Origin of the sequence: Saccharopolyspora oryzae (assembly GCF_027853915.1) — a bacterium.
GTDB lineage: Bacteria > Actinomycetota > Actinomycetes > Mycobacteriales > Pseudonocardiaceae > Saccharopolyspora > Saccharopolyspora oryzae.
Genome location: NZ_JAQGLA010000005.1, coordinates 1 through 21,500, shown reverse-complemented (window position 1 = coordinate 21,500; position 21,500 = coordinate 1). Strand labels below are relative to the sequence as shown.

At 70.3% G+C, this 21,500-nt stretch carries 23 protein-coding genes; 12 read left to right on the top strand and 11 right to left on the bottom strand.

Features of this window, described 5'->3' with window-relative positions; translation table 11 throughout:
* Nucleotides 1-38: 38 nt before the first annotated feature.
* On the bottom strand, nt 39-857 hold the full coding sequence (locus OU415_RS04930) for an ABC transporter permease (RefSeq protein WP_270947343.1): 819 nt from the start codon (nt 855-857) through the stop codon (nt 39-41).
* The gene (locus OU415_RS04925) at nt 854-1,801 is read right to left on the bottom strand and encodes an ATP-binding cassette domain-containing protein (RefSeq protein WP_270947342.1); all 948 of its coding nucleotides are present in this window, start codon (nt 1,799-1,801) and stop codon (nt 854-856) included. Before OU415_RS04925 ends, OU415_RS04930 begins: the two co-directional genes overlap by 4 nt.
* A gap of 103 nt (nt 1,802-1,904) precedes the next feature.
* Between OU415_RS04925 and OU415_RS04920 the strand changes: the two genes are divergently transcribed.
* On the top strand, nt 1,905-2,894 hold the full coding sequence (locus OU415_RS04920; protein ID WP_270947341.1) for an endonuclease/exonuclease/phosphatase family protein: 990 nt from the start codon (nt 1,905-1,907) through the stop codon (nt 2,892-2,894).
* A 51-nt stretch (nt 2,895-2,945) separates the two neighbouring features.
* On the opposite strand, the gene OU415_RS04915 is transcribed toward OU415_RS04920, so the two are convergent.
* From OU415_RS04915 to OU415_RS04895, 5 genes are all read right to left on the bottom strand, one after another.
* Entirely contained in the window at nt 2,946-3,254 is a 309-nt protein-coding gene (locus OU415_RS04915; protein WP_093156509.1) for an antibiotic biosynthesis monooxygenase family protein, read from the bottom strand.
* A 43-nt stretch (nt 3,255-3,297) separates the two neighbouring features.
* Nucleotides 3,298-5,238: a YhgE/Pip domain-containing protein gene (locus OU415_RS04910; protein ID WP_270947340.1), complete on the bottom strand. Its 1,941-nt coding sequence runs from the start codon at nt 5,236-5,238 to the stop codon at nt 3,298-3,300.
* A complete protein-coding gene (locus tag OU415_RS04905; protein WP_270947339.1) occupies nt 5,235-5,918 on the bottom strand; it encodes an ATP-binding cassette domain-containing protein in 684 nt (227 codons plus the stop codon). The genes OU415_RS04910 and OU415_RS04905 overlap by 4 nt, the downstream gene beginning before the upstream one ends.
* 309 nt (nt 5,919-6,227) lie before the next feature.
* The gene (locus OU415_RS04900) at nt 6,228-6,743 is read right to left on the bottom strand and encodes a 2'-5' RNA ligase family protein (RefSeq protein WP_270947338.1); all 516 of its coding nucleotides are present in this window, start codon (nt 6,741-6,743) and stop codon (nt 6,228-6,230) included.
* Complete coding sequence (locus tag OU415_RS04895; RefSeq protein ID WP_270947337.1) at nt 6,743-7,648, bottom strand: HhH-GPD family protein; 906 nt, start codon at nt 7,646-7,648, stop codon at nt 6,743-6,745. Before OU415_RS04895 ends, OU415_RS04900 begins: the two co-directional genes overlap by 1 nt.
* Before the next feature lie 318 nt (nt 7,649-7,966).
* Here OU415_RS04895 and OU415_RS04890 point away from each other — a divergent pair, with 318 nt between their 5' ends.
* The gene (locus tag OU415_RS04890) at nt 7,967-8,551 is read left to right on the top strand and encodes a hypothetical protein (protein WP_270947336.1); all 585 of its coding nucleotides are present in this window, start codon (nt 7,967-7,969) and stop codon (nt 8,549-8,551) included.
* Between the two features lie 10 nt (nt 8,552-8,561).
* Here the strand turns inward: OU415_RS04890 and disA are convergent, their stop codons facing one another.
* From disA to OU415_RS04875, 3 genes are all read right to left on the bottom strand, one after another.
* Nucleotides 8,562-9,668 (bottom strand): DNA integrity scanning diadenylate cyclase DisA, encoded by a 1,107-nt coding sequence (gene disA, locus OU415_RS04885; RefSeq protein ID WP_270947507.1) that lies wholly within the window; start codon nt 9,666-9,668, stop codon nt 8,562-8,564.
* Between the two features lie 2 nt (nt 9,669-9,670).
* A complete protein-coding gene (radA, locus tag OU415_RS04880; RefSeq protein ID WP_270947335.1) occupies nt 9,671-11,041 on the bottom strand; it encodes a DNA repair protein RadA in 1,371 nt (456 codons plus the stop codon).
* Between the two features lie 111 nt (nt 11,042-11,152).
* Nucleotides 11,153-11,722, bottom strand: coding sequence for a copper chaperone PCu(A)C (locus OU415_RS04875; RefSeq protein ID WP_270947334.1), 570 nt, complete (start codon nt 11,720-11,722; stop codon nt 11,153-11,155).
* A 298-nt stretch (nt 11,723-12,020) separates the two neighbouring features.
* Between OU415_RS04875 and OU415_RS04870 the strand changes: the two genes are divergently transcribed.
* From OU415_RS04870 to rlmB, 7 genes are all read left to right on the top strand, one after another.
* Complete coding sequence (locus OU415_RS04870; protein WP_009947449.1) at nt 12,021-12,509, top strand: CarD family transcriptional regulator; 489 nt, start codon at nt 12,021-12,023, stop codon at nt 12,507-12,509.
* Nucleotides 12,510-12,528: 19 nt separating this feature from the next.
* Nucleotides 12,529-13,233 carry a 2-C-methyl-D-erythritol 4-phosphate cytidylyltransferase gene (gene ispD / locus OU415_RS04865; RefSeq protein WP_270947333.1) on the top strand — a complete coding sequence of 235 codons (705 nt, stop codon included), beginning with the start codon at nt 12,529-12,531 and terminating at the stop codon, nt 13,231-13,233.
* Nucleotides 13,230-13,712 (top strand): 2-C-methyl-D-erythritol 2,4-cyclodiphosphate synthase, encoded by a 483-nt coding sequence (ispF, locus tag OU415_RS04860; protein ID WP_270947332.1) that lies wholly within the window; start codon nt 13,230-13,232, stop codon nt 13,710-13,712. The genes ispD and ispF overlap by 4 nt, the downstream gene beginning before the upstream one ends.
* Nucleotides 13,713-13,822: 110 nt before the next feature.
* Nucleotides 13,823-14,023 carry a hypothetical protein gene (locus OU415_RS04855; RefSeq protein ID WP_270947331.1) on the top strand — a complete coding sequence of 67 codons (201 nt, stop codon included), beginning with the start codon at nt 13,823-13,825 and terminating at the stop codon, nt 14,021-14,023.
* A 191-nt stretch (nt 14,024-14,214) separates the two neighbouring features.
* Complete coding sequence (locus OU415_RS04850; RefSeq protein WP_270947330.1) at nt 14,215-14,895, top strand: HAD family hydrolase; 681 nt, start codon at nt 14,215-14,217, stop codon at nt 14,893-14,895.
* A gap of 72 nt (nt 14,896-14,967) precedes the next feature.
* The gene (gene cysS, locus OU415_RS04845; RefSeq protein WP_270947329.1) at nt 14,968-16,362 is read left to right on the top strand and encodes a cysteine--tRNA ligase; all 1,395 of its coding nucleotides are present in this window, start codon (nt 14,968-14,970) and stop codon (nt 16,360-16,362) included.
* Nucleotides 16,363-16,365: 3 nt separating this feature from the next.
* Entirely contained in the window at nt 16,366-17,322 is a 957-nt protein-coding gene (gene rlmB / locus OU415_RS04840; RefSeq protein WP_270947328.1) for a 23S rRNA (guanosine(2251)-2'-O)-methyltransferase RlmB, read from the top strand.
* Nucleotides 17,323-17,570: 248 nt separating this feature from the next.
* Here the strand turns inward: rlmB and OU415_RS04835 are convergent, their stop codons facing one another.
* The gene (locus OU415_RS04835; protein ID WP_270947327.1) at nt 17,571-18,392 is read right to left on the bottom strand and encodes a phospholipid scramblase-related protein; all 822 of its coding nucleotides are present in this window, start codon (nt 18,390-18,392) and stop codon (nt 17,571-17,573) included.
* A 215-nt stretch (nt 18,393-18,607) separates the two neighbouring features.
* Between OU415_RS04835 and OU415_RS04830 the strand changes: the two genes are divergently transcribed.
* The 3 genes from OU415_RS04830 to OU415_RS04820 all read left to right on the top strand — a co-directional run bounded on the left by OU415_RS04830 (nt 18,608) and on the right by OU415_RS04820 (nt 21,417).
* Nucleotides 18,608-20,041 (top strand): MBOAT family O-acyltransferase, encoded by a 1,434-nt coding sequence (locus tag OU415_RS04830; protein ID WP_270947326.1) that lies wholly within the window; start codon nt 18,608-18,610, stop codon nt 20,039-20,041.
* A gap of 82 nt (nt 20,042-20,123) precedes the next feature.
* Nucleotides 20,124-20,342 (top strand): hypothetical protein, encoded by a 219-nt coding sequence (locus tag OU415_RS04825; protein WP_270947325.1) that lies wholly within the window; start codon nt 20,124-20,126, stop codon nt 20,340-20,342.
* 94 nt (nt 20,343-20,436) lie between these two features.
* Nucleotides 20,437-21,417, top strand: a complete 981-nt coding sequence (locus OU415_RS04820) for a YihY/virulence factor BrkB family protein (RefSeq protein ID WP_270947324.1) — start codon at nt 20,437-20,439, stop codon at nt 21,415-21,417.
* Nucleotides 21,418-21,500: the final 83 nt, after the last annotated feature.

Genomic DNA, 21,500 nt, shown 5'->3' with positions numbered 1-21,500 from the left:
TGGTCGCAAGAACCACCATCGCCACTCACGAGGACGTCTCACACCCGGCGCCGGTAGGCCCACATCGCCAGCGGGAAGAACACCGCCACGATCGCCACCAACCAGACCAGGGTGGCCGTCAGCGGGCCGGCGACCGGCCCACCGATCATCAGGCCGCGCGCGGTGTCCGCGAGCTGCGTGACCGGGTTGATCCCCACCCACGCCTGCAACCAGCCCGGCATGGTCTCGGTCGGCACGAACACGTTGCTGCCCATGGTGAGCGGGAACATGAACGCCATCGCCACACCGGGCAGCGCCTGCTGGTTCTTGATCAGCATCCCGAGGAACACCGAGATCCAGCACATCGACAGCGCGAAGGCGATCACCACCACGACGGCGAGCAGCGCGGACAGCGGATCGGTCTGGACCCGGAAGCCCATGATTGCGGCGAACACCAGCAGCACCGCCAACGACACCAGGTAGCGCACGACGTCACCGAGCACCGCGCCGATCAGCGGCGCCGACCGCGCCACCGGCAAGCTGCGGAACCGGTCGAAGACGCCCTTGTTGATGTCGGTGTTGAGCGCGATCCCGGTGCCGAGGCTGGCGAAGACCATGTTCATGGCCATCACCCCGGGCAGCGTGACCTGCAGGTAGGAGGCGGTGTCCCCGGCGATCGCGCCGCCGAAGAGGTACACGAACATGACCAGGAACAGGATCGGCTGGATGGTGACGTCGACCAGGCCCTCGGGCGACTTCCGGATCTTCAGGACGCTCCGCCCGGCCAGCGTCAACCCCTGCCGAATCGCCCGGACCGGGCCGATGTGCTCCGGCGCCGCCGCCGGCGCGGCGGGCGTACGTTCCAACGTTGCAGTCACGCCGCCTCCTCGGTGGGTTTGCCGGTGATGGCCAGGAAGACCTCGTCCAGGCTCGGTAGCCGGAGCGCGAGCTCGTCGGCGGTGATCGACGCGTCGTCCAGGCGGCGCACCAGGGTGGACAGCAGCACCGGGTCGTCCACCGGCGCGGTGAGCAGGCCGCTCTCGTCGTTCGTGGCCGGTTCGGCGCCGGTCAGCTCGGCCAGGATCCGGCGCACCGCGGGCACGTCCGCCAGGTCGGTCGGGCGCACCTGGAGGGTCTGCCCGCCGGTCCGGCGCTTGAGCTCGTCGGCGCGGCCGTCCGCCACGACCCGGCCGTGGTCGATCACGCTGATCCGGTCCGCCAGCTGATCGGCCTCCTCCAGGTACTGGGTGGTCAGCAGCACCGTCACGCCTTCGCCGGTCAGGCCGCGGACCATGTCCCAGACCTGGTTGCGGCTGCGCGGGTCCAGCCCGGTGGTCGGCTCGTCCAGGTAGAGGATTTCGGGACGGCCCACCAGGCTGGCCGCCAGGTCCAGGCGGCGGCGCATCCCGCCGGAGTAGGTCTTGATCGCGCGTCCGCCCGCGTCGGTCAGGTCGAAGCGCTCCAGCAGTTCGGCGGCGCGCGCCTTCGCGTCGCCTCGCGGCATCTCCAGCAGGCGGCCGATCAGCACCAGGTTCTCCACCCCGGTCAGCTCCTCGTCGACCGAGGCGTACTGGCCGGTCAACCCGATGCGGCTGCGCACCGCCACCGGTTGGCGGAGCACGTCGTAGCCCGCGACGGTGGCGGTCCCGGCGTCCGGCCGCAGCAGGGTGGCCAGGACGCGCACCGCGGTGGTCTTGCCCGCGCCGTTCGGGCCGAGCACGCCGAGAATCGTCCCGGCGGGCGCGGCGAGGTCGACCCCGGCCAGCGCGGTGGTGGAGCCGAAGCGTTTGACCAGGCCTTCTGCCTGGATCGCGTATGACATGGAACCTCCCAGAGGGCTTGCGAGTCCGAATGTCCGCGAGGGCGCTGACAGGACGCGCACAGCTCGCTGACAGGCTTGGGGAGCTGAACGACAGGAGGTCTCAGTGACCCGGACCTTGGCCGAGCCGGAAGAAGAGCGGCTGGAACGGCGCAAGCCCGGTGGCGGGGTGGTCACCGCGCTGCTGGCGCTGGTGAGCCTCGGTTTCCTCGCCTGGGCCGCGCTGCGGCTGGCCGGGATGGAGTTCGACCGCTACACCGTGGCGCTGGTGGCGCTGACCCCGTACGCGCTGCTGACCGGTGCGGTGATCGCGCTGCTCGCGCTCCTGCTGCGCCGCTGGTTGACGCTGCTGATCGTCGGTCTGGTGACGGTGGCGCTGGCGTTCTCCGTCGTGCCGCGGGCCGTTTCGAGCACGGCACCGGCGCAGGGCGTCGCGCTGCGCGTGCTGTCGATCAACACCTACTTCGGCCAGGCGGACGCGGCGGCGATCGTGGATCTGGTGCGCCAGCACGAGGTCGACGTGCTCAGCCTGCAGGAGCTCACCCCGGAACTGGTCGGTCGGCTCGACGCCGCCGGGCTGGGCGCGGAGCTGCCGCACCGGGTGTTCCACGCGGGCCCGATGGCGGACGGTTCCGGGATCGCGGCGCGCTACCCGCTGCGCGAGTTGGACCTGCTGCCGAAGTCGACGCTCGCCCAGCCGACGGCGCTGCTGCAGCGCCCGGGCAGCCCGCCGGTCGAGATCGCCGCGGTGCACACGCTGTACCCGATGGGCGCCGACACCTACAGCAGGTGGCGGCAGGAGATGATCGACCTGGGGCAGCTGCGGCTGACCGGTACACCCCGCGTGCTCGCGGGCGACTTCAACGCGACGCTCGACCACGCCCGGCTCCGCTCCCTGATCGGCACCGGCTACACCGACGCCGCAGCGGCCACCGGCTCGGGCCTGCGCGCCACCTGGCCGGCGGGCTGGTTCCCGCCGCCGGTGGCGCTCGACCACGTCCTCACCACGCCGGAGATCGCTCCGCAGTCCTTCGACGTCTTCCCGGTGAGCGGCGCGGACCACCGCGCGATCCTCGCGACCCTCGTGGTCAAGTGAGCCCGTGAGTCCTTCGGGTCGCTGGAGCAGCCCAAAGGACTCACGGGTCCGTCACTTCTCCGGGTAGGACTCCTGGACCAGCTCGAACTCCAGCAGGCTGGAGCCGGAGGCGACCGGGTTCTTCGCCTCGCCGGCGTGCGCGGCCTTCGCCGGGCCCGACGCCCACGCCTGGAACGCCTCCTCGGACTCCCACTTCGTGTAGACGAAGTAGCGGTTGTCGCCCTTCACCGGGCGCAGCAGCTCGAACCCGAGGAAGCCCGGCGCGCTGTCCACCGAACCGTGCCGCGAAGCGAACCGCTTCTCCAGCTCCGGGCCGGCACCTTCAGGAACCTCGATCGCATTGATCTTCACAACAGCCATGTAGCCAGCCTACGAGCCCAACAGGGTGATCGGCGACCGCGCGCTACAGCTCGATCTGGGGGTGCAGGCGGGCCACCGACCAGGTGCGCTGGCGCTGGACGACCAAGGTGGTCAGCAGCAGGAAGATCACCAGGAATCCGGCGAGCACCACGGCGTCCTTGAGCAGGTGCTCCATCTCGCCGCCGGAGATCGTCACGCGCAGCCCGTCGACCAGGTAGCTCATCGGCAGGAACGGGTGCACCGCCTGGAACGGCACCGGCGCGGTCTCCATCGGGTACAGGCCGCCGGAGGCGGTGAGCTGGATGATCAGCAGCACCAGCGACAGCAGGTCGCCGACCGCGCCCAGCGCGGTGCGCAGGAAGTGGTCGATCGCCACGAACGCCAGCGCGGCCAGCGAGATCAGCCCGAGCGTCAACCCCAGGTGCACCGGATCCAGCCCGAGCCCGAAGTCGACCACCGCGTACAGCACGAACCCGCCGATCACGCCCAGCCCGGCGGCGGGCAGGAACCCGGCCAGCGCGATCGTCCACGCGTTCACCCGGTCCGCCATCGCCCGCTGGTTCACCGGCTTGAGCAGCAGGTACGCGAACAGGCCGAACACCCACAGCGCGATCGCGAAGAAGAACGGCGCCAGCCCGCGCCCGTAGACGTGCGCCGGGTTGATGTTCTCGTCGTGGATCTCGGTCGGCGAGCCCAGCACGTCGGCGGCCTGGGCGACCTCGGTCGGGTTGGTCGGCGGGATCTTGCCCAGCGTGTCGTCGACCAGCCCCTGCAAGGACTTGGCGCCGTCGTTGAGCTGCCCAGCGCCGGTGTGCAGCACGCCGCTGCTGGCGACCAGCGTGTTCAACCCGTTGGTGACGCCGTTGGTGCCACCGGACAGCTCCGACGTGCCCGCGCGCAGCGTGTCGGCCGGCGCGGTGATCGCGCGGACCTTGCTCTGCAGCGGACCGAGGTTGTTCTGCAGGTCGAGCGCCTGCCGGTTGGCGTCCTGCGCGGTCGTCAGCGCCTTCTGAGCATCGCCGTCGGCGGTGGACGCGGAGTCGGCGATCTTGCGGGAGGTGTCCAACGCCCGCTGGTAGACGGGGTCCTGCGAGAGGTCGGGGTGCCGCTGGCCGAGCTCCTCGACGGCCGCGCGCCCCTCACCGGCCCGCTGGCTGAGGAATCCGGTGGTGGTCTTGATCGCGCTCAGGTTGCTGACCGCCGTGTTGCTCGCGTTGACCAGCGCGTTCACCGCGCCGGGCAGCCGCTCGGCGGTGAAGTCGGTGACGGCGTTGAGCTGCTGGTCCAGCTGGGCGCTGGCGTCCGCGATGCTCTGCACACCGCGCGCGATCTCGCCGGTTCCGTCCCGCACCCCGCCGAGACCGGTGGTCAGCGCCTCCGTGCCCTGCTTGCTCAGCTCGGTGCCCTCGACCAGCTGCTTGGACGCCTCCGACGCCAGCTGCAGCTTCTCCCGCGCCTGGTCCAGCTCGCCGTAGAGCGCGCGGGCGTAGGTGGCGTGCGCGGCGGCGTTGATCTGGTTCTGCAGCTCGGTCTTCACCGTGTCGGCCATGATCCCGACGATGAAGCCGTTCGCGTCGTTCTTGACGATGTTGAGCCCGGCCCGCTGCGGGTTGCGGTCCGCCGCGGTGGCCAGCCTGGCGCTGAAGTCCGCGGGCACCTCGATGGTGAAGTAGTAGGTGCCCTCCACCAGGCCGCGCCGGGCGTCGGCGGCGTCCACGAAGTGCCAGTCGAAGGTGTCGGTCGCCTTGATCTGCTGGACGAACTGCTCACCGGCGTTGATGTGCTCGCCGCGGCTGTCCACCGGCCGGTCGGAGTTCACCACCGCGACCGGGACCTGGCCCAACTTGCCGTAGGGATCCCAGTTCGACCACAGGTACAGCGAGCCGTACAGCAGGGGGACCAGCACCAGCACCAGCGGAACCAGGCGGCGCAGCGGTCCGCGGAAGCGGCGCAGCTCCAGCCAGGCCAGGTTGAACGCTTTCACTGCGTGTCCTCCTCCAGCAGGTCGAACACATCGGTGGGCAGTTCCTCCGGCTCGCGCGCGGGGAGGTGGATCACCTCGACGTCCCCGGACGGCGCGTCGGTGGCGCTGGCCAGCACGGTCATCCCGGTCCGGGTGACCTCGTGCAGCGCGGCCCACACCTGCGCCCGCGACGCCATCGGCAGGCCGACGTCGACGTCGTCGACGAGGATCCCGGCGGGGAAGGACGCGACGGTCAGCGCGATCGCGAGCAGCAGCTGGTCGGCGGCGTGCAGTTCGCCGACCAGCGCGGACCGGTCGGGGGCGAGTCCGACGAGGGAGAGCGCGGCGTCGATGTCGCGGAGGGATGCGCCGCTGATCAGGTGGCGCTCCCGGATGGCCTCGCGCACCCGGTGCTGCTCCTCGAGCTCGTAGCCGGGTCGCAGCCGCGCCGGTCTGACCAGCTGCCGCACCGCCTTGGCCTGCGCGGGCAGCACGTGCCCGGAGACGTCGAGGTACCCGGTGATCAGCGGGAGACGACCGGACAGCGCGAGCAGCAACGAGGTCCGACCGGTTCCGCCGGGACCGGCCACCACGGCGAGGGATCCGGAGGAGACCTCCAGGTCGAGGTTGGCGAACACGACGCCTTCCGGCCCCTTGGCGGCGATCCCGCGGCCGACGATGCTCACGCCGTCGACGTACATGCGTCCTCCTGCCACGCGCGGACTGCCGATCACCAACCTGGTGCCTCGCCCACCGCTCGGCAACTCGTGATCAGCCAAACAGCGTCCACTATGGACCAGAAGTCCCCCGCTCCCCGCGCGACACGCAATTTCAATGGAAATCGGACCTCTGATTTCCATTGAAATTGCGGAAGTTGTCCACAGGACCCGGAACTTGTCCACAAGTCCCGACACGCCGGGGTCCCGACACGCCCGGGTGTGCAGTTTCAATTGAAACTGTAAAACCCAGGCACGGCGGAGCGCAGTTTCAATTGAAACTGCGGGTTCGGGTCAGCGGGTGAGGACGGTTTCGGCGTCTCCGGTGCGGGTGTCGACGATGGCGACTTCGCTGATCGCGGCGCGCACCGCCTCCGGGGGTTGCAGGGTGCGGAAGCCCGCGGAGAGTTGGTCCTCGGTGAGGCCCTGGGCGAGGGTGCAGTGCGGGATCCAGCCGCCCGGGAAGTAGTACGCCGAGGGGTTCTGGACCCGGCCGGCCAGGGCGTCGTGGACCGCGGAGTGCACCGCGAGCAGCTCGGCGTCCACCACGGCGCCCAGCAGCAGCGTCCGGTCCTCGCCGGGGAACGTGCCGAGGGTGTGCAGCCAGAGGTCCGGGATGGACAGCAGGTCCAGCTCGGAGCGGACCGCCTTGCGCGCGGCAGGCGGGATGCTCCCGGCCGCCGCCAAGGTCACGTGCGGACGCTGCTTGCCGTTCGGGCTCGGCACACCCGCGGCGTCCAGCCGCTGCCACAGGCCGCGGATCTCCGACTCCGTGCGGTCGTCGAAGAAGAACACCAGCGCGTGCGCCATCAGTGCTCTCCCGGCAGCGCGAAGCGGCCGTCGTCGGTCTGCTCGACGAGCCCGTCCACCAGCAGCGAGTCCAGGCAGCGGTCGCGCTGCCCGGCGTCGGACCACACCGCGTCCAGCTGCTCGCGCTGCACCGGACCGGTGGCCCCGCGCAGCACGTCGAGCAGCTTGCCGCGCACCTGGCGGTCGGTGCCCGCGAACTTCTGCACCTTCTTCGGTGGGCCCGCGTAGGCCGGTCGTCCGGCGTGCTGCCAGGCGCAGTCGTGCGCGATCGGGCACGACTCGCACAGCGGCGAGCGCACCGTGCACACCACCTGTCCGAGCTCCATCAGGGCCGCGGAGAGCCGCGCGGCGGACGCGTCGTCGTCGGGGAGGAGGGCGTCGACGTCGTCGAGGTCGCGCTTGGTCGACGGCGGCCCCGCGTCACCGGCGCCGTGCACGGCTCGGGCCACCACGCGCCGGACGTTCGTGTCGACCACCGGAGCGCGCTTGCCGTAGGCGAAGGCGGCCACCGCACGCGCGGTGTAGGCGCCGATGCCCGGCAGCGCCAGCAGGGTGTTGACGTCCGAGGGGACGACGTCGCCGTGCTCGGCCGCGATGATCCCGGCGGCTTCGTGCAGGCGCAGCGCCCGGCGCGGGTAGCCGAGCTTGCCCCAGGCGCGCACGACCTCGCCCTGCGGTTCGGCGGCCAGGTCGGAGGGGAGCGGCCAGCGGCGCATCCACTCCTCCCAGATCGGCTGGACCCGGTTGACCGGCGTCTGCTGCAGCATCGTCTCGCTGACCAGCACGCCCCATCCGGTGATGCCGGGGGCGCGCCACGGCAGCGGTCGGGCGGTGGCGGCGAACCAGTCGATCAGCTCGATCGGGTTCAGCGGCGGGGCAACGGGGTTCGCGGCGGAGGTCTTCATGGCACGACCGATCCTGCCAGGCCCCGGATCCGGCGAAAAACCACGCCCGTCCCAACCACGCGCAGTCACCAAAGCCTCAGCTCGGAACTCCACCCGGAACAACCTCGACGACCAGCCCAAATCCCGCTGGGAGCAAGGAGCGGGCGCCAATTTCGTACGAAATTGACCGTCACCCGGGTGAACGCCGATTTCGCACGAAATTGGCGCAACTCCCTCTACCGAGTGACGACGTTGGAGGGGGAGGATTTGGCGAGTTGCACCTTATCGGGTGATCGTCGATAGGGCTGCATGGAGTAGTCGTCGCGCTACTGTCGATCCGTGCTTGATCCGAACGGGCCGTTGTCGCCTGCGGTGTACTGGCGTCGCCGCGTGGTGGCGATCGCTGCTGCCCTGCTCGCGCTCGTCCTGCTCGTCTGGGGAGCGATCGCGCTCCTCGGCGGTTCGGAACCCCAGCCGCAGGCGGCACCGCCGCCGGGGCCGCCGGTCGCGGTGGCCGCGGACGAACCGCCGCCGCAGTGCCCGGACGAAGTGATCCGGGTGGTCGCGGAGCTGCCCCGCCCGGAGTTCAAGGCCGGTGACCGGGTTCCGATGAGCATGGTGATCACCAACGCGGGCGACCGGCCGTGCGTGCGCGACACCAACCGAACGCTGCGCGAGCTGACCGTGACCTCCCAGGCAGGCAAGCACGTGTGGTCCAGCAACGACTGCTACGCCGAGTCGACCAACGAGCAGCCGCTGCTCCAGCCCGGCCAGTCGGTCCGCAACGACGTCGAGTGGTCCGGCCTGACGTCCACCCAGGACTGCGCCCCCGACCAGCCCAAGGCGGCGGAGGGCCAGTACCAGGTGGTGGCCAGGCTCGCGTCCCTCAACAGCGCCCCGGCCGAGTTCCGCCTGACCCCCTGAGCCCCCGGCGTCAGGCGAACGGGTCCACGATGGACGATTCGGCCAGGCGGGACAGACCTTCCCGCACCATGCGGGCTTGCGCGTCGCTGACCCCGCACACCTCGCGGAGTTCCTCCACCGTCGCGGCGAGAAGCCGTTGCAGGGAGCCGAAGTGCTCCACCAGCTGGTGGCGGGCCGTTGCGGGCAGGCGGGGGATCCTGGCCAGGAGCCGGTAACCGCGCGGGCTCAGGTGCTGGTCCAGGGCCTCCGGCGTGTCCGGGTAGCCGAAGGCGCCGGCGATCGCCGTCAGGTCCAGCAGCTCGGTCGCGTCCAGCTTGCGCAGAGCCCGCTTCGCCTGCTCCGACGTCGGCATCGCGCCGCTGGTCGGCAGGTACTCGTGCACGATCAGCTCGCGGTCCAGGTCGACGCCGTCGCGCGTGCCGTGCTTGGTGCGGGCATCGCGCAGCGGGCCGACCAGCTCGTCCAGCTGCAGCTGGATCAGCCGACCGTCGCCGCCGAGCTCGATCACGTCGCCCTCGATCTCGTCGGCGATCCGCCGCACCATCTCCATCCGCTGCACGACGGTCATCGCGTCCCGCAGCGTCACGTAGTCCTCGATCTCCAGCGCCGACAGCGACTGCGCGACCTCGGCCAGGCGCGCGGTGTAGCGCTCCAGCGTGGACAGGGCCTGGTTGGCGCGGGACAGGATCTCCGGCGAGCCGATCAGCACGTGCCGGTGGCCCTGCGTGTAGACGCTGATGATGCTCATCGACTGGCTGACCGACACCACCGGGTAACCGGTCTGGATCGCGGTGCGCTCCGCCGTGCGGTGGCGGGTGCCGGACTCGTCGGTGGGCGTGCTCGCATCGGGCACCAGGTGCACGTTCGCGCGCATGATCCGCCGGGCGTCGGTGGACAGCACCACCGCACCGTCCATCTTGGACAGCTCGCGCAGCCGGGTGGCGCTGAACTCGATGTCCAGGTGGAAACCGCCGTCGCAGAGCGCTTCCACGGCCGGGTCGTAGCCGAGCACGATCAGCCCGCCCGTGCGGCCGCGCAGGATGCGCTCCAGGCCGTCGCGCAGGTCGGTGCCGGGAGCTAGCCGGGCCAGCGTGGCGCGCAGCGCCTCGTGGCTCATCGTCACCTCACGATCTTGAGCGCGTCGCCGATGTTCGACACGACCGTGGCCCGCACGCCCTTCGGCAGCGGACCCGAGTCCGGGGGCACCAGGGCCCGGTCGAAGCCGAGCCGCGCGGCCTCGGCCAGCCGCCGCCCGACCCCGTTGACCCGGCGGATCTCGCCCGCCAGGCCGACCTCGCCGACCACGACCAGGTTCGGCGGCAGCGGTTTGCTCTTGCGCGAGGAGGCGATCGCCAGCGCCACCGCGAGGTCCGCGGCGGGTTCGCCGACCTTCTGGCCCCCGACCGTCGCGGCGAACACGTCGTACTCGCTGGTGGGGATCTTGCCGTGCTTGCCCAGCACGGCGAGCGTCATCGACACCCGCGCCGAGTCCAGCCCGCTGACCGACCGCCTCGGCATCGCCATCTGGGTGTGCATCAGCAGCGCCTGGACCTCGACCAGCAGCGGCCGCTTGCCCTCGACCATGACGGTCACCGCGGTGCCGTCGACCACCGACTCCTGCCGGTTGATGAACAGCCCGGACGGGTCGGGCACCTCGGCGATGCCGTCGTCGCGCTGCTCGAAGCAGCCGACCTCGTCGGCGGGGCCGAACCGGTTCTTCACACCGCGCAGCATCCGCAGCGCCGAGTGCCGGTCGCCCTCGAAGTGCAGCACCACGTCGACCAGGTGCTCGAGCACGCGCGGACCGGCGACCGCGCCGTCCTTCGTGACGTGCCCGACCAGCACCACCGGCAGCCCGCGCTCCTTGGCCAGCGCCACCAGCGCGGTGGTGACCGCCCGGACCTGGGTGACGCCGCCGGGCGTGCCCTCGGCGTCCGGGGACTGCACGGTCTGCACCGAGTCGACGATCAGCAGCCCGGGCCGCACGGCGTCGACGTGCCCGAGCACGGCGGACAGGTCGCTTTCCGCGCCGAGGAACAGCTGCGGGTGCACCGAATCCGTCCGCTCCGCTCGAAGGCGCACCTGACCTGCGGATTCCTCGCCCGTGACGTACAGCGACGGGCCGCGCGCGGAGTTGGTGGCCCAGCGGTGGGCGACCTCCAGCAGGAGTGTGGACTTGCCCACACCCGGCTCGCCGGCCAGCAGCACGACCGCGCCGGGCACGATGCCGCCGCCGAGCACCCGGTCCAGCTCGCCGATGCCGGTGGACACCGCGCGGGCCGAGTCCAGGTCGACCTCGGCGATCGGACGCGCCGGAGTGGCCGGCGCACCGGCGCTGACCTTGGCCAACGCGGGTCTGGCCGGGGCGGCCTCCTCGATGGTGCCCCACGCCTGGCAGCCCGGGCAGCGCCCGACCCACTTGGCGACCTCGTGGCCGCAGTCGGCGCAGCGGTAAGCAGGACGAGCGGCTTTGGCGTTCTTCGGCGGCACGAGGCCGAGGCTATCCGCCCAGGCGGACGCCGCTACTGCGCGCCCTTGGGGCCGGAATGCGAATCGGGCCGCCCGCTCCAAGCGGACGGCCCGATCTGGTGAAGCTCTGGGTCAGTGCTCGCTGCCGTGGTCGCCACCGTGGTCCGGGCGCTCCGCGTGGTCGGTGCCGATCGGGACCTGGACGGTCACCGGGCCGGCCTTCTCGAACACGAAGGTCACCGGGACGGTCACCCCAGCGGTGATGTCCTGCTTGAACCCGTTCAGCGTGATCTCGACCCGGCGCTCACCGCTGTTCTTGGTCAGCTCCGGGGAGGCGCCGACGGCGTGCAGCGCGGTGTGGCTCGGCAGGTCGGTGACGCCGCCGATGGTGGCCGGCGCCGTGGTGTACGGGCTGGTGACCTGGACGAGCTTGTCGGCCGGGCCCTCGTTGGCCAGCACGGCCTCGAGCGGGGCGGACGAGCCGGCCGGGTACGACGTGCCAGCGGTCGGGAAGGTGAACATCGCGTTGCGGACGGAGACCTGCTGGACCTCGCCGTTGCCACCGTTCACGGCGGCGACCTGCGTGTCGGTCTCGGTCACCTGACCGGCGCTGCACCCGCCGAGGGCGACGATGGCGCCGATCCCGAGTGCGGCCGGAATCAACCGCAGGCGGAGGGCCTTGTGGTGCTGAGAGCGGCTCACGGTTGCAGCGTCCTTCCTGATTGCCGGACAACCACGTGGAGCTTAATGCCCCGCCTGCGCGGAGGTGTCCCAGGGTCTTGCCGAGCTACGCATCGAGGGGCGCCGAGGTGCCGAACATTCGCTCGAAATGGCCGTCCACTGTGGACGATTTCAGTGGGCCGAAAGGTTCTTCCTTGCACGTTCGGGTGCCCTTTGTCAACCCCAGTCCATGGCTTGACCTGCGAATACGGCTGATGGGCCGTCGAAGGCGAGTTGCCCGGCGTGGTAAAGTGGGCATAGCGAAAGGGGCAGAGGACACATGGTTTTCAAGGTCGGAGAGACCGTCGTCTACCCGCATCACGGTGCCGCGCTCATCGAAGCAATCGAGACTCGTGTGATCAAGGGCGAGGAGAAGCAGTACCTCGTCCTCAAGGTCGCGCAGGGCGACCTGACCGTGCGCGTTCCCGCGGACAACGCCGAGATCGTCGGTGTCCGGGACGTGGTCGGCCAGGAGGGTCTCGATCGGGTCTTCGACGTGCTGCGAGCCCCGCACACCGAAGAGCCGACGAACTGGTCTCGACGGTACAAGGCCAACCTGGAGAAGCTCGCCTCCGGCGATGTGAACAAGGTGGCCGAAGTGGTGCGCGACCTCTGGCGACGCGAGAAGGATCGTGGCCTGTCCGCAGGCGAGAAGCGAATGCTGGCGAAGGCCCGTCAGATCCTGGTGAGCGAGTTGGCGCTGGCCGAGGGCACTGACGAGGGCAAGGCGGAAACGCTCTTGGACGAAGTCCTCGCCACTGCGGTTTGATCATCGGGAACGATCGAGCGTGAGCGTTGTCGCGCTGGTCCCCGCGGCTGGTCGCGGGGTGCGCTTGGGGTTGGGGATGCCCAAGGCGCTGGTTCCGGTGAACGGTGAATCGTTGTTGTTGCGCGCGGTCCGCGGCCTGTTGGCCGCGGGCTGCGTGCAGCACGTCGTCGTAGCGGCCCCGCCCGACCAGGTCGAGCTGGTGGCCGCGGAATTGGCCGAGCTCCCGGCTGCGCACGTGGTGCCAGGGGGAGCGGAGCGAACGGACTCGGTGCGCATCGCGCTCGACGCCGTCGAGCAGGTCGCGCCGGATGCGCGGGTCGTCCTCGTGCACGACGCCGCGCGTGCCTTCACGCCTTCCTCGGTGATCCAGGACGTCGTGCGCGCGGTCGAGGAGGGCGCTCCCGCGGTGATCCCGGTGCTGCCGGTCTCGGACACGATCAAGCGCGTCGACGAGGCCGGTGACGTCGTGGCGACCGTGGACCGGTCCGAGCTCAGGGCGGTCCAGACCCCGCAGGGCTTCGCCATCGAGGTGCTGCGCGAGGCGTACGCGGCCGCTGGCGACATCGCCACGGACGACGCCGGGCTCGTGGAGCGGATCGGCGGCAAGGTGCGGACCGTGGCCGGTCACCCGAACGCGCTGAAGATCACCACGGCGTTCGACCTGGCCATCGCCGAATCGGTGCTGGTCGAGGGCGCGCCGCAGAACACTGGAGAACTCGCGTGACCGAGCTGCTTCCCCGCGTCGGGCAGGGCGTCGACGTCCACCCCGTGGAATCCGGCCGCGACTGCTGGGTCGCCGGCCTGCTCTGGGAGGGCGCGGACGGCTGCGCCGGTCACTCCGACGGTGACGTCGCCTCGCACGCGCTGTGCGACGCGCTGCTGTCGGCGGCCGGGCTGGGCGACCTCGGAGCCGTGTTCGGCACCGACGACGACCGCTGGGCGGGTGCGCACGGCGTCGACTTCCTGGCCGAGGTCCGGGACCGCGTCGCGGCGGCCGGATTCCGCATCGGCAATGCGACGGTGCAGGTCATCGGCAATGCGCCGCGCATCGGCAAGCGCCGCGAAGAGGCCCAGCAGGTGCTCGCGGAAGCGATCGGAGCGCCGGTGTCGGTCTCCGGCACCACCTCCGACGGCCTCGGCCTCACCGGCCGCGGCGAAGGCATCGCCGCCATCGCCACCGCCCTCGTCTTCCCGACGGCCTGAACCCGAGCCCGGTAACGGGCGGGTGGCTGGGGTTACGGGCTGGCGGAGTCCGGGAAAACTCAGGGTCCGCGGTCTTTAACGTCAGGGCCGGTGCGCGCGATATTCGAAGCATGGAGGTCGAGCGGAACCGGTGGATGCGTCGGCTGCTCGTTGCGCAGCCGGTCGTGGTGTGGCCAGTGTCCTTCGTGCTGTGGTCCGGGGGCGGCGGGCTCGGCCTGGCGCTGGCGGTGTTCCTGTTGTGGATGAGCGCGGCGATCTGCGTCGCGGGCATCGTCGTCCCGATGCGCGGTCAGCAGAGCTCTCGCTGCTGAGGCGTTCCCGGAATTCAGCACCGTTCCCGGTGTTGAACTGTGCCCTGGTCCCGGGCGGGATCAGGTGAGCCCGACCAGGGCATTCCGGGCGCGGTTCCCGGCAGAACTGGCAATTCAACGCGGTCCGCTCCTCGGGTGAGCTTGGCCGCATGTCGGTGCTGGGGCCGTTCCGCGCGCATACCTTGAGGCTCGTGACTCTGCGCGCGGTGCTCTTCGACTTCTCCGGCACGCTGTTCCGGCTTGAGGAAGATCCGTCCTGGTACGCCGATCTCACCGATGCCGACGGCGCCCCGTTCGACCTGGCCGCCCAGGCTGAGATCATGCGGCGGATGACCGCGCCGACCACGCAGGTCGTGGAGCTCGGTGCCGAGTACCAGCACGCGTGGGACAACCGCGACCTCGACCCCGAGCTGCACCGCAAGGTCTACACGGAGGTGCTGCGCAGCTCCGGCGTGCGCGACGGTCAGGCCGAGTCGCTCTACGCGCGCGTGGTCGATCCCGACTACTGGACCGCGTACCCGGACGCCGCCGAGACGATGCGCCGGCTGCACGAGTCCGGGGTGAAGATCGGCGTGATCAGCAACATCGCCTTCGACATCCGTCCCGCTTTCGAGCGGATCGGCATCGCCCGATACGTGGACGAGTTCCTGCTGTCCTACCTGGAAGGCGTGATCAAGCCGGACGCGAAGATCTTCCTGCGCGCCTGCGAACGCCTCGGCGTTGCGCCGGAGGAAGCGCTGATGATCGGCGACAGCGAGGAAGCCGACGGTGCCGCTGCGGTGGTCGGATGCCAGGTCGCGATCGTCGAACCGGTGCCCACCGCGCAGCGACCGGACGCGCTGCTGGCGGCCGTGGCCGATCTGCTGCGCTGACCGTCACTACGGCCTTGACGTGACCGCCCCTGTCGTGATTGGGCGCGGACCGGCCCCCGTACCATCGGGGTTGTGAGCCTGCACCTGCATGACACCGCGACCCGAACGACGCGCGAATTCCACCCGCGCTGCGACGGAGTGGCGTCGATCTACGTGTGTGGTGCCACCGTGCAGGGCGTCCCCCACGTCGGCCACGTCCGCAGCGGCCTCAACTTCGACGTGCTCCGCCGCTGGTTGCAGCACCACGGCTACGACGCGCGCCTGGTCCGCAACGTCACCGACATCGACGACAAGATCCTCACCAAGGCGGCCGAGGCCGGCCGGCCCTGGTGGGAGTGGGCCGCCACGCACGAGCGCGCCTTCGAACGGGCCTACGACCAGCTCGGCTGCCTGCCGCCGTCGGTGCTGCCCCGCGCGACCGGGCACGTCACGCAGATGGTCGACCTCATCCAGCGCCTGATCGACAAGGGCCACGCCTACGCTGCGGGCGGCGACGTCTACTTCTCCGTCGACTCCTACGCCGACCAGTACGGCAAGCTGTCCGGGCAGCGCCTCGACGAGGTGCAGCAGGGCGAGACGCTGGCCAGCGGCAAGCGCGACCCGCGCGACTTCACGCTGTGGAAGGCCGCCAAGCCGGGCGAGCCGAGCTGGCCGACGCCGTGGGGCAGCGGCCGGCCGGGCTGGCACCTGGAGTGCTCGGCGATGGCCACCTTCTACCTGGGCAGCGAGTTCGACATCCACGGCGGCGGGCTGGACCTGGTCTTCCCGCACCACGAGAACGAGATGGCGCAGTCCAACGCGGCCGGCGACGGGTTCGCCCAGTACTGGATGCACAACGCCTGGGTGACGATGAGCGGCGAGAAGATGTCGAAGTCGCTCGGCAACGTGCTGTCCATCCCGGAGGTGCTGAAGCGGGCCCGCGCGGCCGAGCTGCGGTACTACCTGGTCACCCCGCACTACCGGTCCACCCTCGAGTTCTCCGAGGCCGGGCTGGCCGAGGCGGTGGCCACCTACCGCCGCATCGAGTCGTTCGTGCGGCGGGTCGGCCAGCGCGCCGGTGCCGTCGGGCACGGTGAGGTGTGCGCGGAGTTCGCCGCGGCGATGGACGACGACCTGTCGACGCCGCAGGCGATCGCGGTCGTGCACAACGTGGTCCGCGAGGGCAACGCCGCCCTGGACCGCGGTGACGACGAAGCCGCCCGCGGCGCTGCGGCGTCGGTGCGGGCGATGACCGATGTGCTCGGGCTGGACCCGCTGTCCGAGCAGTGGGCCGAGGACTCCGGCGCGGACGACGCCGCGCAGCGCGCGCTCGGCGATCTGGTCGAGGCCATGCTGGAGCAGCGCAAGCAGGCCCGCGCGGAGCGCGACTTCGCCACCGCAGACCTGCTGCGCGACCGGTTGCAGGCCAGCGGGATTGCCGTCGAGGACACCCCCGACGGTCCGATGTGGACATTGAAAGACGGGTAACACGTGGCTGGCAACGACAAGCGCCGCGGCGGCATGCGCAAGACCAACAAGAAGGGCATGGTCGTCGGATCCGGCGGGCAGCGACGCAGGGGTCTGAAGGGCAAGGGCCCGACGCCGAAGGCGGAGGAGCGCGTCAGCCACCCCGCGAAGAAGCGCGCCGACCAGCGCGCGAAGGCCGACCAGCAACGCGCGAAGCGCCAGGCGGCGGCGGATTCGCAGCCCGAGCTGGTGTGCGGGCGGAACCCGGTGGTGGAGTGCATCCGCGCCGGCGTGCCCGCGAGCGGGCTGTACGTCGCGCAGGGCATCGACATCGACGACCGGGTCAACGAGGCGGTCCGCGAGGCGAAGTCGCGCGGCATCTCGGTGGTCGACATCCCGCGCTTCGAGCTGGACCGGTTGACGAACAACGCGATGCACCAGGGCCTCGCGCTGCAGGTGCCGCAGTTCAAGTACGCGCACCCGGAGGACGTGCTGAAGGCGGCGCACGACTCCGGCATGCCGCCGCTGATCGTGGCGCTCGACGGCGTCACCGACCCGCGCAACCTCGGTGCGGTCATCCGCTCGGCGGCGGCCTTCGGCGCGCACGGCGTGATCGTGCCGCAGCGCCGCAGCGCCGGGATCACGGCGGTGGCCTGGCGGACCAGCGCAGGCACGGCGGCCAAGCTGCCGGTGGCGAAGGCGGTCAACCTGACCCGCACGCTCAAGGACCTCAAGAACGAGGGCCTGATGGTGATCGGCCTCGACGCCGACGCCGACGTCACCTCGGACGAGCTGGAACTGGCGACCGGTCCGCTGGTCGTCGTCGTGGGCTCCGAGGGCCGCGGCCTGTCCCGCCTGGTCCGGGAGACCTGCGACCAGACGGTCTCGATCCCGATGGCCGGTGGCGTCGAGTCCCTCAACGCCTCGGTGGCGGCCGGCGTGGTCCTCTCCGAGGTCGCCCGCCGTCGCCGTACCCGCTGACGGCGCCCGGGCTCCCGACCTGACGCAAATTCAATGGAAATCGAAGGTCCGATTTCCATTGAATTTGCGGAAGTTCTCCACAGCCAGGACGACTTGTCCACAGGTGTCGGCGTGTCGGGGTCCGCAGGTCCCGACACGCCGGGGTCCCGACACGCCCGGGTGTGCAGTTTCAATTGAAACTGTAAAACCCAGGCACGGCGGAGCGCAGTTTCAATTGAAACTGTGGTCCACCGCGTCGGGTGGGGTCGTCACTGGTGCTGGCTGAAGATCGTGTCGAAGGCCAGGGACGAGGCCAGGACCATGCTGAGGAGGGGGTCCTGGAGGGGCCGGTGGAGCTGCAGGACGTAGTTGTCCGCCGTGGTGAACGCCGCCTTCGCCAGGCCCTGCCAGGTCTTGCTGATCTGGCCGACCGGCTGGTCCGCCTGGTCGAGGACCTTGATGTCCCAGGCTCGCAGGTTCTCGGCCTGCAGACCGCCGATGCGCTGGCCGCCGATCTCGAAGTTGAAGCGCGCCTTGCCCCAGAAGTTCGCCAACCGGATCTCGCCGATCAGCGACTGGTCCGGGCGCTGCACGTGGACCGTGCCCTTCCAGAGCGTCGCGGGACGGGTCAGCAGCAGGACCGGGCGACCGGTGATGTCCCGGATCTCGAGCTTGACCGTCATCAGCGAGTCGAGCTTGGTGAACGCGCGCAGCGCCTTCTGCGCGCCGTTCTGCCCGACCTGCACGACCGAACCGAGCTGCCGCCCGTGCTGGTCGTAGATGGCGTACTGGTTCGACATCTCGATCAGCTTGGCCTGCTGGTTGATCACCAGCACCGGTTCGGTGAACAGGGTGCCCCCGCCGCCGGCGACCGGCCCGCCGACTCCGGCGCGCTGCTGCACCTGCTGCTGGATCGACGCGGCGTTGCCGGTCCCGCCCACGGACAGCTCCGCGGCGTTGGCGTCGCCTTGCGGCTGCGGGGCCGGGGCCTGGGCCGGCTGCACGTGTTGCGTCCACTGGCGGCCGTCCCACCAGCGGACGTAGCGCGGGTCCGCCTGGTCGGGGTACCAGCCTGGCGCGGGAGCGTTCATGGGGCCCAGGCTAAGTGATCGGCGCGGGGGCTGTCCGCCATTTCCGGAGCCTGTTCGCGAACTCGTTTTGCCTGGTCAGGACAAAGCGGATCAAACGGCAGGCGGTGAACCCGATGCGTTTCGGCTCGGTGGCGTTCCGGGCTCGGCTAAAGTCCGGACAGCAATCCCGCCGTGCTCCAAGGGGAGGCGAGGGCCTCCCGCGACCCGAGGCCCCGATGTCGTTCGCAAGCCCCCTGTTCCTGTGGTACTTCCTGCCGGTTGTGCTGGCGGCAGTGCTGATCGCGCCGCGCCGCGGGCGCAACGCGGTGATCGCGGTGGCGAGCCTGCTGTTCTACGCCAGCGGCGCGGGCGGCACGACGTTGCTGCTGCTGGCGTGCATCGTGGTGAACTACCTGGCCGGGCTGCGGCTGGAGCCGGTGGAGTGGGGTTTCGAGCAGAACCGGCGGCGGTGGGTGCTGATCGGCGCCGTGTCGTTCAACCTGGCGATCCTGGCGGTGTGGAAGTACGCCGGGTTCGCCACCGAGCAGCTGGCGGTGCTCAGCAGCTGGTTCGGCGGCGACTTCCCGGTGCTGCACCTGGCGCTGCCGATCGGCATCTCCTTCTACACGTTCCACCACATCTCCTACGTGGTGGACATCTACCGCGGTGAGCGCCCGGCGCTGCGCGACCCGGTCTCGTTCGTCACCTACATCGCGATGTTCCCGCAGCTCGTGGCCGGTCCGATCGTGCGCTACCGGGAGATCGCCGACCAGCTGCCGCAGCAGCGCACGCACCGGCTGGACGACATCGCGGCCGGTTTCCCGCGCTTCGCCTGGGGGCTGACGAAGAAGGTCGTCATCGCCGACACCCTGGCGCCGATGGTGGACGCGTGCTTCGCGACGCCGGACGAGGACATGACGTTCGCGATCGCCTGGCTCGGCGCGATCGGCTACGCGGTGCAGCTGTACTTCGACTTCTCCGGCTACTCGGACATGGCCATCGGTCTGGGGCGGATGCTGGGGTTCCGGCTGCCGGAGAACTTCGCGCGGCCCTACTCGTCGGTGACCGTCACGGAGTTCTGGCGGCGCTGGCACATGTCGCTGTCGCGCTGGTTCCGCGACTACGTCTACATCCCGCTCGGCGGCAACCGGCACGGGCAGGTCCGCACCTACCGGAACCTGGCGATCATCTTCGTGCTGACCGGTTTCTGGCACGGCGCGGCCTGGACCTACCTGGTGTGGGGCTTGTTCCACGGCCTGCTGCTGGTGGTCGAGCGCGCCTTCGGCTGGGCCCACTCGCCGGCCGGCACCCGCGCCCGGATCGCCCGGCGCGCGCTGACGTTGCTGCTGGTGGTGATCGGCTGGGTGTTCTTCCGCTCGCCGGACCTGGGCAGCGCGTTCGTGATGCTGGGCCACATGCTGCTGCCGGACTTCTCCGGCGTCACCGACATCGTGTCGGCCTCGGTGACCAACCAGCGCCTGGTGTTCCTGCTGCTGGCGCTGGTCGTGCTGTTCCTCCCGGCGAACTCGGGCACCGGCCCGTTCCTGGAGTCGGTCCGCACCCGCCAGGCCTACGCACTGCGCATCGGCGTCCTGACCCTCGGCCTCGGCTACTCCGGCCTCCTCGTCGCCACCGGCTCCTTCAGCCCGTTCCTCTACTACCAGTTCTGAGGGGGCAGGCCGTCTGGGTTTTCCGAAACCGGACCGCGGTCGGCTTAGCCTCTGCCACGCTGCCCTCGTGGGGAAGAGGATCATGCAACCCTGGAGTGAGCTGCCGCCTTCGAAGCGCTGGACTCGAGTTCGGCTGCTGGGCTCCCTGGTCATCGCGGCGGCGTGGGGCCTGTGCGCGTTGCTCACCAGGATGCCGGGCTACGTCGGGTACCTGACCATCGGTGCCGTCGTAGTGTGGCCCGCTCTGACCGGGATTCCCGAGATGCGGGCGCGGCGAAAGGAATCACGACCGCAGCTGTGAGCCGCCGCACCGACCTGCGCATCATCGATCCCGCCGCTGGGTATTCGATGCTCAGGCCGACCCATGGCATGCACTGCCGGTTCGGAGTTCCGCCATGCGTGAGCACACCCGTGACCGCACGTCCGGCACTCGGCGCCGGAGAGCGCTGAAGATTCCGGTGCAACGGGTGGACAGCTTCCAGCAGCACCACCGTTCGTTGGGCGTGGCGGTGGCCGTGTTCCGGAAGTTCGCCGAGGACCGGTCCGCGAACTTGGCGAGCATGCTCGCCTTCTGGGCGTTCTTCTCGATCTTCCCCCTGCTTCTGGTGCTGGTCACGCTGCTCGGCTTCCTGCTGCCGGTCAGCATGAAGGACCAGGTGCTCAGCAACGTGGCGACGATGTTGCCGCTGCTGGACCCCGCAACGGTCCAGGGGCTCAGCGGCGAATGGTGGGCGCTGGGCCTAGGTGCGGTCACCGCGCTGTGGAGCGGTCTGCGGGTGGTTCGCGTCGCCCAAGCAGCGCTCAACTCGGTCTGGGGACTGCCGTTCACCCGGCATCCCACGATCGTCCAGCAGACCGTGCGCGGTTTGGCCGTGTTGGCCACCATCGGCGTGGGACTGGTGGTGAGCACCCTGGTCAACGGATTCGTCTCCGGCGCTGCGGAGGGGATCGATCTGGGCTGGGTCGGTCGCGTGCTCGGTTACGCGATCGCGATCGTTCTGGACCTGGGGTTGTTCGTGGCCGCGTTCCGGCTCCTCACCCACCGGCAGGTCACCACCCGCGACGTCCTGCCCGGCGCGGCGCTGTGCGGGGTGCTGTTCTTCGTGCTGCAAACCGCGTCGTCGCTGATCATCAGCCGGTTCTTGCACACCGCTCAGAGCACTTACGGCCCCTTCGCCACCGTGATCACCATGCTGTGGTGGTTCTACCTGCAAAGCGTCATCACCCTGCTGGGTGCACAGCTGAACGTGGTGCTCAAGGAACGCCTGCACCCTCGCGCGCTGGTCGACGCGCCGCAGACCGACGCCGACCGCCGTGCCCGCAGCACCGATGCCCAGGTGCGCACCCACCACGACGAGAACGGCAAACGTCGTTGATGAAGCAGCCGTGCAACCTGGTGCAACGGTCGCACCTGGGCAGTCGCGGGCGTGTGCTGGAACGCGTTGGCAGCGGAGCCGGT